The organism is Streptomyces sp. NPDC101178 (genome assembly GCF_044767965.1).
GTDB lineage: Bacteria > Actinomycetota > Actinomycetes > Streptomycetales > Streptomycetaceae > Streptomyces.
Genome location: NZ_JBIWOZ010000004.1, coordinates 167,245 through 179,736, shown reverse-complemented (window position 1 = coordinate 179,736; position 12,492 = coordinate 167,245). Strand labels below are relative to the sequence as shown.

General features: G+C 71.0%; 10 protein-coding genes. 6 read left to right on the top strand and 4 right to left on the bottom strand.

The annotated features are described in order from the left end of the window. Positions 1 to 87: 87 nt before the first annotated feature. Positions 88 to 1,737 (top strand): GMC oxidoreductase, encoded by a 1,650-nt coding sequence (locus ACIRR8_RS13205; RefSeq protein WP_404063007.1) that lies wholly within the window; start codon positions 88 to 90, stop codon positions 1,735 to 1,737. A gap of 90 nt (positions 1,738 to 1,827) precedes the next feature. On the opposite strand, the gene ACIRR8_RS13200 is transcribed toward ACIRR8_RS13205, so the two are convergent. The 4 genes from ACIRR8_RS13200 to ACIRR8_RS13185 form a co-directional block, all read right to left on the bottom strand. Continuing rightward, positions 1,828 to 2,307 (bottom strand): carboxymuconolactone decarboxylase family protein, encoded by a 480-nt coding sequence (locus tag ACIRR8_RS13200; protein WP_404063004.1) that lies wholly within the window; start codon positions 2,305 to 2,307, stop codon positions 1,828 to 1,830. Further along, positions 2,304 to 3,383 (bottom strand): dihydrodipicolinate reductase, encoded by a 1,080-nt coding sequence (locus ACIRR8_RS13195; RefSeq protein ID WP_404063001.1) that lies wholly within the window; start codon positions 3,381 to 3,383, stop codon positions 2,304 to 2,306. The genes ACIRR8_RS13200 and ACIRR8_RS13195 overlap by 4 nt, the downstream gene beginning before the upstream one ends. A gap of 111 nt (positions 3,384 to 3,494) precedes the next feature. Continuing rightward, complete coding sequence (locus ACIRR8_RS13190; protein WP_404062998.1) at positions 3,495 to 6,446, bottom strand: CARDB domain-containing protein; 2,952 nt, start codon at positions 6,444 to 6,446, stop codon at positions 3,495 to 3,497. Positions 6,447 to 6,614: 168 nt separating this feature from the next. Further along, positions 6,615 to 7,484 (bottom strand): UbiA family prenyltransferase, encoded by an 870-nt coding sequence (locus ACIRR8_RS13185; RefSeq protein ID WP_404062997.1) that lies wholly within the window; start codon positions 7,482 to 7,484, stop codon positions 6,615 to 6,617. A 118-nt stretch (positions 7,485 to 7,602) separates the two neighbouring features. On the opposite strand from ACIRR8_RS13185, the gene ACIRR8_RS13180 reads away from it, so the two are divergent. From ACIRR8_RS13180 to ACIRR8_RS13160, 5 genes are all read left to right on the top strand, one after another. Next, entirely contained in the window at positions 7,603 to 8,655 is a 1,053-nt protein-coding gene (locus ACIRR8_RS13180) for a type III polyketide synthase (protein ID WP_404062995.1), read from the top strand. Between the two features lie 13 nt (positions 8,656 to 8,668). Further along, positions 8,669 to 9,196, top strand: a complete 528-nt coding sequence (locus ACIRR8_RS13175; RefSeq protein ID WP_404062992.1) for an isoprenylcysteine carboxyl methyltransferase family protein — start codon at positions 8,669 to 8,671, stop codon at positions 9,194 to 9,196. Then, the gene (locus ACIRR8_RS13170; protein ID WP_404062988.1) at positions 9,193 to 10,203 is read left to right on the top strand and encodes an NAD(P)/FAD-dependent oxidoreductase; all 1,011 of its coding nucleotides are present in this window, start codon (positions 9,193 to 9,195) and stop codon (positions 10,201 to 10,203) included. The genes ACIRR8_RS13175 and ACIRR8_RS13170 overlap by 4 nt, the downstream gene beginning before the upstream one ends. Positions 10,204 to 10,331: 128 nt before the next feature. After that, entirely contained in the window at positions 10,332 to 11,954 is a 1,623-nt protein-coding gene (locus ACIRR8_RS13165) for an MFS transporter (protein ID WP_404062986.1), read from the top strand. After that, the gene (locus tag ACIRR8_RS13160; protein WP_404062983.1) at positions 11,938 to 12,393 is read left to right on the top strand and encodes a VOC family protein; all 456 of its coding nucleotides are present in this window, start codon (positions 11,938 to 11,940) and stop codon (positions 12,391 to 12,393) included. Before ACIRR8_RS13165 ends, ACIRR8_RS13160 begins: the two co-directional genes overlap by 17 nt. Positions 12,394 to 12,492: the final 99 nt, after the last annotated feature.

The following is a 12,492-nucleotide window of genomic DNA, read 5'->3' as shown; positions in this document are numbered from 1 at the left end:
ACCGGGAAGTTACCCCCAAGTTTCTAGTGACTTGCCACGCGATCGACAGTAGAACCTGTTGCACTCATCGAGAGTGAGGTAAGTCACATGAGCGACTCCATCCTGCACAAAGGCGCTCACAGAGGCGTCTCCCGTCGTAGATTCATCACAGGAACAGGTTCTCTTCTTGGCGTCGCGGCGCTCGCCGGACCCACCACACCGGTCTGGGCCACGCCCCGGGCCTCGGCTGCCCCGATCGGATCCGGTGCCCATGTGCCGGTGCTGATCATCGGCACCGGATACGGCGGCTCGGTCGCCGCCCTCCGGCTCGCCCAGGCGGGCACCGACGTCCACATGGTCGAGATGGGCATGGCCTGGGACACCCCCGGCGCCGACGGCAAGATCTTCGCCAACACCACCAAGCCGGACGACCGTTCCTTCTGGCTGCGCACCCGGACCAAGCAGCCGCTGAGCAACTTCCTCGGCTTCCCGATCGACAAGAGCGTCAACCGCTACACAGGCATCCTGGACGCCGAGGAGTTCGCCGGCATCACCGTCTACCAGGGGCGCGGCGTCGGCGGCGGCTCGCTGGTCAACGGCGGCATGGCCGTCACGCCCAAGCGGGAGAACTTCGCCACCATCCTCCCGTCGGTGAACGCCGCCGAGATGTACAGCACCTACTACCCGCGCGCCAACGCGGACCTCGGCGTCACCACCATCGACCCGGCCTGGTTCGACTCCGTCGACTGCTACCAGTACGCCCGGGTCGGCCGGAAGCACGCCCAGCGCTCCGGCTTCCCGTTCCTCTTCGTGCCCGCCGTGTACGACTGGGACTACATGAAGCAGGAGGCGGCCGGGACCGTACCGAAGTCCGCGCTGGACGCCGAGATCCTCTACGGCAACAACTACGGCAAGAAGTCGCTCCAGAAGACCTACATCGACCGGATCAAGGCCACCGGCCGGGTCACCATCACCCCGCTCCACAAGGTCACCCGCGTCTCCCCGGCCTCCGGCGGCGGCTACACGGTCCTCATCGACCAGCTGGACACCACCGGCCGGACCATCGTCACCAAGACGGTCACGGCGGACAGGGTTTTCTTCGCCGCGGGCAGCGTCGGCACCAGCAAGCTGCTCGTCGGCCTGAAGGCGACCGGAGCCCTGCCCGGCCTCAACAGCGAGGTCGGCAAGGGCTGGGGCGACAACGGCAACGTCATGTGCGGCCGGGCCAACCACCTCTGGGATCCGACGGGGAAGGTGCAGTCCTCCATCCCCACCGGCGGCATCGACAATTGGGACGCCGGCGGAGCCTTCGCCGAGGTCGCCCCGCTGCCCACCGGGATCGAGACCTGGGCCTCGTTCTACCTCTCGATCACCAAGAACCCCCACCGGGCCGAGTTCACCTGGAACGCGGCGGCGGGCAGGCCGGAACTGAACTGGCAGACGGCGTGGAAGCAGCCGTCCATCGACGCCGCGAAGACCATCTTCGACAAGATCAACAAGAAGGAGGGAACGATCTACCGCACGGATCTCTTCGGCACCTACAAGATCTGGGGCGACCACCTCACCTACCATCCGCTGGGCGGCGCGGTCCTGGACAAGGCCACCGACAACTACGGCCGGCTGCACGGCTACCCGGGCCTGTACGTCATCGACGGCGCCCTGATCCCGGGCAACGTCAGCGTCAACCCGTTCGTGACGATCACCGCGCTCGCCGAGCGCAACATCGAGCGGATCATCGCCACCGATCTGCGCCGCTGATCCATCGGACGTACCGATCTGCGCCGCTGAACCACCGGGCGAACGGAGAGCCCGGGGCCGGGAGTGCCAACCCGGCGGCCCCGGACTCCGTCAGTGACCCGGCAGAACGCACACCGCGTCGATCCCCAGCACATGGTTGAGCCGCCCGAAGGCCAGCCACGAGCCGATGCTCATCGACAGCTCCACGATCTCCACCTGGCTGTAGTGCGCGGTCATCCGCTTCCAGAAGGCGTCGTCGAGACCGTTGTGGTCCAGCGCGTACCGCTCCGCGTACTCCGCCGCCAGCCGGGTCCGCTCGTCGAAGGCGTCCGTCGTACGCCACTCGGTCACCGCTTGCGCGAACTCCTCCTCGACCTTCGCGCCGTCCCGCTCGGTCCGCCAGTCCAGGCAGAACAGGCACCCGTTGATCTGCGCGATCCGCAGCCGCGCCGCCTCGAACTCCCGCAGGCCCAGCGTCGTGTGCTCGTACACGGACATCGAGAAGGTGGCGGCGGCCATGCCGATGCCGGGGACCATCTCCCCCCACACGTAACCGATGGGCTCCTGGCCCTCCGGGATGTCGATGATCATGCCGTTCTCCTTCCCAGCCTGCCGACAGCGGGCCGCAGCGGGACGTCGAGTGCGTCGTACAGGCCCGGCTTGGCGTCCACCAGCCAGTCGATGGCCGAGACGAGCCGCCCGACGGCCGTGGCGTTCCCGCCCGCCGACCGGTTCTCGCCCTCGTCGGACGCCTCGACCGTCACCTCGATACGGGGACGGCCCTCGATCACCACCCGGTGCGCGCCCACACCGTCGGGCGGCGATGGCCAGTCCGGTGCGCACGAGGGATGGATGCGGGTGATGTGCTCGATCACGATGCGGGGCTCGCCGCCCACGATGCCCTGCACCTCGAACCGCACCGCGCCCTGCGTGCCCGCCGCGAACTCGCCCATCGTGCGTGTGGTCACGGTCGTCTCCAGCGCCCGGCGGTCCAGCGTCTCGCGGATCTCGTCCAGCTCGACGCCGAGCGCCCGGGCCATCAGCCGTATCTGACCGCCCCACACCATCGTCGGAACGCTCTCGGCGAGCATGAGCGGCTGGTAGTCCAACGGGTGGCCCATGCCGATCAGATGGCGTACCGACTCCTCCTGCTCGTATGTGGAGTAGTCGAAGATCTCCTGGCAGCGGATCACGTCCACCTCGGTGCCCAGACCGCTCACCAGCAGCGGCAGGACGTCGTTGCCCCAGCCGGGGTCCACCCCGGAGACGAAGAGGGAGCCGCCGCCCTCCGCGACGGCGGCCAGGACGGGATCCCGCAGCTCGGGCGGGGCGTTGCGCTGGTCGTAGAGGGGATAGAGGGACGGTGTGACGACGACAGCTCCGGCGCGGATCGCCCGGCCGATGTCGGTCAGCGCGTCGTCGGGCCGGATGTCGCCGGAGGCCGCGTAGACCACCGCGCGCGGGCGGCCGGCCAGGACGGCGGCGATGTCGTCGGTGGCCGCGACGCCGAGCGTGCGGCCGAGACCGCCCAACTCGCCCGCGTCCCGGCCTACCTTGGCGGGATCGTGGACGAGGACGGCGGTGAGTGTCAGTGCTGGATGGGCCTCGACGGCGCGGATCGCCGCGCGGCCGACGTTGCCGGTACCCCAGACAACCGTGGGAATCATGCGCGGAGGGTAGCGGCCGGACCTCGCACTTCCCAGAGCCGTGGCGAGGGAAAAAATGGGTGTTCCCGGGCCGGCGGGTGAACCGCCGGCCCGGGAACCGTACGGAGGTGACTACTGCTCGGCGCGGGCGGCGGTCGGGCTGCCGCTGATCGTGAACTGCGAGCCGGGCTCGATCAGTACATGGCCGTCACGCGAGTTGGTGATCGTCACGTTGGTCAGCGTCGCGTTGCCGCGTGCGCCGCCCATCGCGAGGATGCCGGAGCCGTTGTTGGACTTGTCGATCCGGACGTTCTGGATCTTCACGTCCGGCATCAGGCCGCCACCCGTCTTGAACTGGATGCCGTCGTAGGTGGAGTCGATGATGTCGGTGTCGCGGATCGTGACGCCGGGGATCGGCAGGTTCTGCGGGAAGAGCGTGATCGCGCCGAACTCCTGGTCCTCGTTCCAGAAGGCTCCGCCGGTGCGGTACAGGGCGTTGTTGGCGATCAGCGTCTGCCCGGAGAAGGGCAGCGGGTCGTGGTCGGTCGCCAGCATGATGGCCGGGTAGTTCATGGTGTCGGAGATGATGTTGTTCTCGATCTTGTTGCCGTAACCGCCGTAGATCGCGATGCCGTTGGCCCGCCACGGCAGCTGGATGGTGTTGTTGCGGAAGCTGTTGTCGTGGCCGATGTCGACGGACTGGTCCTTGACGTACTTGCTGGACCAGACGGCGAGAGCGTCATCGCCGGTGTTGCGGAAGGACGAGTTGTACACGGTCGAATTGCGGGTGCCGTTGGCGAAGTTGATGCCGTCGGCGTACGTGTTGCGGATCCGCATCCCGGTGAACTCGACGCCGTCGCCCGGGTTCCACAGGGACTGGATGTTGTCGTAGTCGCGGCCCGCCCAGACGCCCACGTTGGCGTGCTCGATCCAGACGTTGCTGATCTTCGTGTTCTTGCCGAACCGCCCGTTGAGCGCGACACCGCCCTCATGGTTTCCGTCACCGCCGCGGATCGTGCCGGAGCCGAAGATCGCGATGTCGGAAATTTTCGTGTTCTCGTCGATGTCGAAACCGAAGTTGCCCTCGTGCGGGTGGTTGATCCCGCCCGCCTCGTGCGGCGGGGTCAGCGTGTAGAGCTGGGAGTGCCACATGCCCGCGCCCCGGATCGTCACGTCACGGATGCCCACCTGGTTCCACTGACCCCGGTCCAGCGGGTCGTCGGTGAGGATCTTCTGCTCCTGGCGCCACTGGCCCGCCGGGATCCAGACGCAGCCGATCTGGCCGTTCTGGTTGGCCGTCACCGCGCGCTGGATGGCGGCGGTGTCGTCGATCCCGTCGTTCGCCACCGCGCCGTACGTCGTGATGGAGACGCAGCCCGAGGGCTGAGCGGTGGGCGGTGCGACCTGCTCCAGGTCGATCAGGTCGATGATGTAGAAGGCGGCGTTGTCGCCCGCGTCCCGCTGGAGCTTGAACTTGGTGCCGGCCGGATAGGTCTGCGCGAGCAGCGCGTGCGACTCGTCGAAGAGCCGCCGCGCGTCGCCGCCCGGCGTGTTGGTGAGTCCCTCCGGGCTGTCGGTGTTGCCGTACAGCCAGCTGTGCTTGGAGGAGAGGTCGAGCTTGCGGACGAACTGGCCGTTCGCGTAGAGACTGATGGTCGCCTGACGGCCGCCACCGCCCGCCGCGTCCGGGATCGAGTTGCGGACGACGATGGAATTCGACGCGTTGGTCGAGGTGAACTCGACATACTCACCGGTGGAGTTGAGCCGCACCGACTTGCGGCCCGAGGACTCGGTGGCGAAGTTGGTGTGGCCGAAGGTCCGCTCGGCGTCCGAGGTGAGCAGCGTGCCCTGGTACGCGGCGTCCTCCGCCTCGTACTCCGTGTACGGCACCGCCGCGCCGCGCCCGACGACGATGGAGCGGGCCAGCACGTTGTTGGTCTCGTTGGTCTCCGCGACCAGGTTCGTCGCGTCGGCCGTGGCCGTCAGGGTGGCTCCGCCGCTCGCCGCCGTCCAGCTGCCGCTGATCGGCACGTTCACCGTGGCACCCGCCGGGACGGCCGGGGTCGCGCCGTTGAGCGTGGTGGAGCCGACGGTCAGCCGGGTGATCGTGCCCGCGCTCACCGCACTGGTGCCGCGGTTGTGCACGGCCACGGTGAAGGTGACCGCCGCGCCGACGGCCGGGTTCGACGGGCTGGAGGTGATGGAGCGGACCTCCAGGTCCGGGCCGGGGCTCTGGCCGACCACCAGGGGCGATGCGGTGGTGCGGCTGTTGTTGGTGTTGTCCGACTCGACGATGGTGTCGGTCGGGTCGACCAGCGCCGAGACGGTGTACGAACCCTGCGGCCGCTTGCCGACCGCCACCGAGACCGGGGCCGAGGCACCCGCGGCGAGCGGACCCACCGGGGCGCTGCCCACGACCACGCCGCCCAGGCTCACATTGACGGTGGTCGCCGCCGACGGAGCCGTACCGATGTTGCGTACGGTGCCCTGGATGGTGATGTTGTCCGTCTCCGAAGGCGCCGAAGGGCTCCAGGACAGGGCGCTCACGGTCAGGTCCGGGTTGGGCGCCGGCGTCCCGAACACCTGGATCTCGGCGATCTGGGCCCCGGGCGCCCCGGTGTTCGAGAAGAACTGGAGCTGGAGGTCGGCGGCCCGGCCGCTGACCGGGACCGTCACCGTGTTCCGGTTGGTGGCCGGGTTGAACACGTAGCCGGCGCGGGCCTTGAGCGAGGTGAAGCCGGTCCCGCTCTGCGTCCGGCCGAGCACCTGGAACTCCTGGGTCCTGGTGGACCAGATCGGGTCCGGGTTCAGCTTGATCACCACGGACTGCAGATCCGCGTCGGCGCCCAGCTTCACGGTGAGGTTCGAGGGGTGGCCGCCTGCCTCCCAGTAGGTGTTCACCTGGCCGTCGTTGGCGTTCACGGCGGGGTAGCCGCCGTGCGATCCGCTGGCGGTGACGCTCTTGCCCCGGGCCAGATCGGTCGCCTCAGCCGCTGCCGCCTGGACGGGAAGCAGGCCGACGGTGACGAGCCCCGCTATGAGCAGGCCGGTGATCGATCTCTCGCTGAGCCGTTTCCATCTCATGCTGTCCTCTGCTTCCACAGGTATTTGAGTCACGCAGTCAATGTTTTGCAAACAGCAGTGGATAGATTTCTGGTCTGTTTCTGATTTGTCAACGGTTCTCGCATGCTCACGTCATGAGGCTGCGCCGGATGACGGGTCGTCAGGCCCCCTGATCCGGTGTGCGGTTCTTCAGGACAGCGCCGTGCCGCGCGCCAGCAGCAGCGCCACATCCGCCGCCGCCACGGCCACCGCACCCGCCAGCGCCGCCTTGTGCCACCAGCGGCCGAGCACCGGCCCCACCAGCGCCGCCGCACCGGCGAGGACCAGGACGGCCACCGACCCGGCGCCCACCGGACCCGGCGGGCCGAGCACCAGGACGGCCGTCGCCGCGAGCAGCGGAACCGGCAGCAGCAGCCGGGTCCCCGCGGCGCCCAGCCGGTGCGGCAGCCCCTGGATGCCGGCGGCCCGGTCCGCCGCGATGTCCGGAAGCGTGTCGCCCAGATGGGCCGCACACCCGAGCAGCGCCCCCGCGGCGACCGTCCACCACCGGGGCCACGGCGCGCCGGGCAGGGAGAGCGTCACCAGCGAGGGGAGCGCGGCGAATCCGACGGCGTACGGGAGCCAGGAGAGCGCCGTCGCCTTGAGCCGCAGGTTGTAGAGCCAGGCGGCGGCGACCGCGGCCAGGTGCACCGTACCGGCGAGAGAGCCGCAGGCCAGCGAGAGCGGGACGCACAGGGTGCCCGCCACCGCCGCCGCGCCCCACACCGCGCGGACGGAGACCGCCCCGCCGGCGACCGGCTTCCCCCGCCGCCCGGCCCGCGCGTCGCGCCCCGCGTCGTACGCGTCGTTGCACCAGCCCACCGAGAGCTGGCCGGTCAGCACCGCCGCGCCGACCAGAACGAGCCGCGCGGGGGAGAGGCCCGCCCCGACGGCCAGGGCGCAGGCCAGCGCCGTCACCGCGACCACCGGGCCCGGATGGCAGGCCAGCGCCAGCCCCGCCGCGCGGCCCGGCCACCGGACCGCCGCCGTGGCCGTGCCTGCCCCGTCCGTGGCGTCCATCCGGTGATCGTAGAGAGCTGCGGCCCCGTCAACACGGCAGCCGCGCGCCTCTTTTGCCGGGTTTTCCTCGTATGCGTAGGCAGGATGGGGTGATGACGCCCCCGACGCAGGAGCCGCAATGACCCGGATCGCCGCGGTCCACGGGGCCCTGCCGCCCCACCGCCACACCCAGCGCGAGGTCACCGACATGGTGGCCGCGACCTGTCTGCCGCCCGGCGCCGACCGTCGCGTCCTGGACCGCCTCCACGGCAACGCCCGCGTCCGCACCCGGCACACCGCCCTGCCGCTGGAGAGCTACCGCGACCTGGACGGCTTCGGCGCCGCCAACGACGTGTTCATCCGCTCGGCCACCGACCTCGGCGGCCAGGCCGTACGCGGCGCCCTGCGTGCGGCCGGGCTGCGGCCCACCGATGTGGACCTGCTGATGTTCACCTCCGTCACCGGCATCGCCGCCCCCTCCGTCGACGCCCGGCTGGTCGCCCGCCTCGGCCTGCGCTCCGACGTGAAACGGCTGCCCGTCTTCGGCCTCGGCTGTGTCGCGGGAGCCGCCGGAGTGGCCCGGATCCACGACTACCTGCTCGGCCGGCCCGACGACGTCGCCGTGCTCCTCTCGGTCGAGCTGTGCTCGCTCACCTTCCAGCGCCAGGACGTGACGCCCGCCAACCTGGTGGCCACCGCCCTGTTCGGCGACGGAGCGGCCGCGGTGGTCGCCCTCGGCGGACGCCGGGCCACCGCCGGACCCGAGATCGTGGCCACCCGCAGCCGGATGTACCCGGAGACCGAGCACGTGATGGGCTGGTCCGTCGGCTCCACCGGCTTCAGCGTAGTCCTCGATCCCGCCGTGCCCGACGTCGTACGCCGGTACCTCGCCGACGACGTACGGGAGTTCCTCGCCGAACACGGCCTCAAACCGAAGGACATCGCCCACTGGGTCTGCCACCCGGGCGGGCCCAAGGTCCTGGAGACCGTCACCGAGGTCCTCGCCCTGCCCGACGGGGCGCTCGACGTCACCTGGCGCTCGCTGGCCGACGTCGGCAACCTCTCCTCCGCCTCGGTCCTGCACGTCCTGCGGGACACCATCGAACACCGCCGCCCCGAACCGGGCACCCCCGGACTCCTGCTCGCCATGGGCCCGGGCTTCTGCTGCGAACTGGTGCTGCTGCGCTGGTAGGAAGGTACGGCCCATGATCTGGTACACCGCCCTGGTGCTCGCCGTCGCCGTCGAGCGCCTCGCCGAACTCGTCGTCGCCCGCCGCAACACCCGCTGGAGCCTGGCCCGCGGCTCCACCGAGGCGGGCAGCGGCCACTACCCGGCGATGGTGGTCCTGCACACCGCCCTGCTCGCCGGGTGCCTGGCCGAGGTCCACCTCGCCGACCGCCCCTTCCTGCCGCTCCTCGGCTGGACCATGGTGGCGGCCGTCGTCGCGGCGCAGGCACTGCGCTGGTGGTGCATCACCGCGCTCGGCCCCCGGTGGAACACCCGTGTCATCGTCGTCCCCGGCCTGCCCCTGGTGACCGGCGGCCCCTACCGGTGGCTGCGCCACCCCAACTACGTCGCCGTCGCCGCCGAAGGCATCGCGCTGCCCCTGGTCCACGGGGCCTGGATGACCGCGCTGCTCTTCACCGCGCTCAACGCCGTCCTCATGGCGGTCCGGATCCGGTGCGAGGACGAAGCGCTGGCCCGCCTCCCGGTGGCGGAAGCGCGGGCGTGATCGACATCCTGATCGCGGGAGGCGGCCCGGCGGGGCTGGCCGCCGCCATCCGGGCCGCCGGGGAGGGCCTGGAGGCGGTGGTGGTCGAACCCCGTTCCGCCCCGGTCGACAAGGCCTGTGGCGAGGGCATCATGCCCGGCGGCCTCACCGCTCTGCACGGACTCGGCGTACGACCGGCCGGGCACCCGCTGCGGGGCATCCGGTACACCGACGGGCGGCACAGCGCGGAGGCGGAGTTCCGGGGCGCGTACGGGCTCGGCGTCCGGCGCACCGCCCTGCACGCGGCCCTCCACGAGCGGGCCGAGGCCCTCGGCGTACGCATCGTGGCAGGCAAGGTCCGCCAGGTCCGGCAGGACGCGGACACCGTCACCGCCGCCGGACTGACCGCGCGCTGGCTCATCGCCGCCGACGGGCTCCACTCACCCGTGCGGCGCGCCCTCGGCCTCGACCACCCCGTCCCCGGACCCGGCCGCTACGGCCTGCGCCGCCACTACCGCACCGCACCCTGGACGGACCTGGTCGAGGTCCACTGGTCGCCGTACGGGGAGGCGTACGTGACGCCGGTCGGCGAGCACCTGGTGGGCGTGGCCGTCCTCAGCCGCGACCGCCGCCCGTACGACGAGCACCTGGCGGCCTTCCCGGCCCTCGCCGCCCGGCTCGGCCCCCACGCCACTGCCGTACGCGGGGCAGGTCCGCTCCGGCAGCGGGCGTCCGGGCCACGGGCCGGGCGCGTGCTGCTCGTCGGTGACGCGGCGGGCTACACCGACGCGCTGACCGGCGAGGGCATCGCGCTCGCCGTGGCCACCGCGACGGCGGCGGTCGGCTGCCTGGCCGCCGGGCGGCCCGAGGACTATCCGGCCCGGTGGGCGCGGGCGACACGCCGCTACCGGCTGCTGACCCAGGCCCTGCTGGGCGCGGCGGCCCACCCCGCACCGCGCCGGATGATCGTCCCGGCGGCCCACCGCGCACCCGCTCTCTTCCGTACGGCGGTCCGCGCGCTCCAGTGATCGAATGGCGAGGCCCGGGGTTCCGTCATACCGTCGGTTCGGTGAACGCCCGCGTTCATCCGGCCGACGGAGAGACCGACCGCTCCTGACGGGGCGCAGCGCCCCCGGAACGAGAGACGAACCCACTCATGACGGGCTCCCACGCTTCACCCGGCAAGACCGCCCGGTCCGAACAGCGGGGCCAAGGCGGCAGACTGGCACTCCTCGTCATCGCCTCGTGCCAGCTGATGGTGGTGCTCGACATCACCATCGTCAACATCGCCCTCCCGCACATGCAGACGTCCCTGGGCTTCTCCACCGAGAACCTGTCCTGGGTGGTCAACGCCTACACGCTGACCTTCGGCGGACTGCTGCTGCTCGGCGGACGGCTCGGTGACATCCTCGGCCGCCGCCGCGTCTTCATCTTCGGCGTCCTGCTCTTCGTGCTCGCCTCGCTGCTCGGCGGACTCTCCCAGGAGTCCTGGCAGTTGCTGGCCGCCCGCTCGCTCCAGGGTGTCGGTGGCGCCATCGCCTCGCCGACCGCGCTCTCGCTGATCACCACGACCTTCCGCGAGGGCCCCGAACGCAACCGTGCGTTCGGCGTGTTCGCCGCGGTCTCGGCGGGCGGCAGCGCTATCGGGCTGCTGGCGGGCGGGATGCTCGTCGAATGGCTCGACTGGCGGTGGGTGCTCTTCGTGAACGTGCCCATCGGCCTGCTCATCGCCTTCGCCACACCCCGCTACATCCGCGAGTCCGAACGCCACCCGGGCCACTTCGACGTGGTCGGCGCCCTCACCTCCACGGTCGGCATGGTGCTGCTGGTCTACGGCTTCATCCGCGCCTCCGAGGACGGCTGGAGCGACCCGCTCACCCTCGGCTCCTTCGCCGCCGCGGTCGTGCTCCTGGCGCTCTTCATCTCCATCGAGAGCCGCTCCCGGCAGCCGATCACCCCGCTGTGGATGTTCCGCGACCGCAACCGCGCCGGGACCTACGCGATGATGCTGAGCCTCGCCGCGGCGATGTTCGGGATGTTCTTCTTCCTCACGCTCTTCGTGCAGAACGTGCTCGGCTTCAGCCCGCTGCGGGCCGGACTCGCCTTCCTGCCGATCAGCGTCATCATCGCGGTCGGCGCCGGCCTGGCCTCCCAACTGCTGCCCAGGTACGGGCCGAAGCCCTTCATGGTGACGGGCGCGCTGCTGGCCGCCATCGGGCTCGGCTGGCTCACGCTGACCGACGTCCACAGCTCGTACCTCGGCTCCATCCTCGGCCCGATGCTCGTCTTCGGCTTCGGCATGGGCATGCAGTTCGTATCCCTGACCCTGATGGCGGTCTCCGGGGTCGCGCCGAAGGAGGCGGGCGCCGCGTCCGGCATCCTCAACGCGACCCAGCAGGTCGGCGGTTCCCTCGGGCTGTCGATCCTGGTGACCATGTTCGGCACGGCCAGCCGCCACGAGTTCACCGACCAGCTCCCGCGCTTCATGGAACAGGCCACCCCGGCCCAGCAGCAGCAGTTCCAGAGGACGCAGGAGCTGCCACCGCCCTGGGGCTACGAGGTCCTCGCCGCGGGCGTCTCCAGCGCCTTCGTCATCGCGGCCTGCTTCGCCGTCCTCGCCGCGCTGGTCGCCCTCTTCGTCATCCAGGTCCGCCCCTCCGACCTGGCCCGCCTCCGGGGCGGCGGGACGGACCCCGAGAAGGCCGACGACGCCTCCGAGACCTCCGGATCAGCCACCGACCCAGCGAAAGGGCCGCACCGCCATGGACTGGACCCTTGAAGTGATCGTGCTCCCCGTGACCGACCTGGACCGGGCCCGTGACTTCTACCGGGACAAGCTCGGCTTCCACGTCGACATCGACGGCGAGGTCATGCCGGGCGCGCGCGTCGTCCAGCTCACCCCGCCCGGCTCGGGCTGCTCGATCGCCCTGACCGACGGCGTGCCGAACCCGACGGGCGACCCGCAGCCGGGCACGTACCACGGCCTCCAGCTCTGCGTCACCGACATCGAGGCCGCGCACGCGGAGCTCGTCGCGCGAGGGGTCGAGGTATCCGAACCGCGGCGGTACGCCCCCGAGGACGGCGCCACGTTCATGTACTTCACCGACCCGGACGGCAACGGCTGGGCCGTCCAGGAGTACCGCCGCCGGCTGACCGAACCCCTCCACCAGGTCCTCGCCGACCTCGCCGCGGGAGGGTCCGGCGGGACGGCGGCCTGACCCGCTGGTCCCCGCTGCCGATCGCACACCCGCCCACCACCGCCCGCACCGCCTGCCGCGGTGGATCGCGCCGCTCCGGTCCACCACAATGCTCCCCGT

What these genes read in the sequence shown, in the direction of transcription:
- ACIRR8_RS13175 (WP_404062992.1), top strand. Translation starts at nt 8,669, where the DNA reads ATGATCTGGTACACCGCCCTGGTGCTCGCCGTCGCCGTCGAGCGCCTC.
- ACIRR8_RS13200 (WP_404063004.1), bottom strand. Translation starts at nt 2,307, where the DNA reads ATGATCATCGACATCCCGGAGGGCCAGGAGCCCATCGGTTACGTGTGG.
- ACIRR8_RS13180 (WP_404062995.1), top strand. Translation starts at nt 7,603, where the DNA reads ATGACCCGGATCGCCGCGGTCCACGGGGCCCTGCCGCCCCACCGCCAC.
- ACIRR8_RS13165 (WP_404062986.1), top strand. Translation starts at nt 10,332, where the DNA reads ATGACGGGCTCCCACGCTTCACCCGGCAAGACCGCCCGGTCCGAACAG.
- ACIRR8_RS13205 (WP_404063007.1), top strand. Translation starts at nt 88, where the DNA reads ATGAGCGACTCCATCCTGCACAAAGGCGCTCACAGAGGCGTCTCCCGT.
- ACIRR8_RS13185 (WP_404062997.1), bottom strand. Translation starts at nt 7,484, where the DNA reads ATGGACGCCACGGACGGGGCAGGCACGGCCACGGCGGCGGTCCGGTGG.
- ACIRR8_RS13190 (WP_404062998.1), bottom strand. Translation starts at nt 6,446, where the DNA reads ATGAGATGGAAACGGCTCAGCGAGAGATCGATCACCGGCCTGCTCATA.
- ACIRR8_RS13195 (WP_404063001.1), bottom strand. Translation starts at nt 3,383, where the DNA reads ATGATTCCCACGGTTGTCTGGGGTACCGGCAACGTCGGCCGCGCGGCG.
- ACIRR8_RS13160 (WP_404062983.1), top strand. Translation starts at nt 11,938, where the DNA reads ATGGACTGGACCCTTGAAGTGATCGTGCTCCCCGTGACCGACCTGGAC.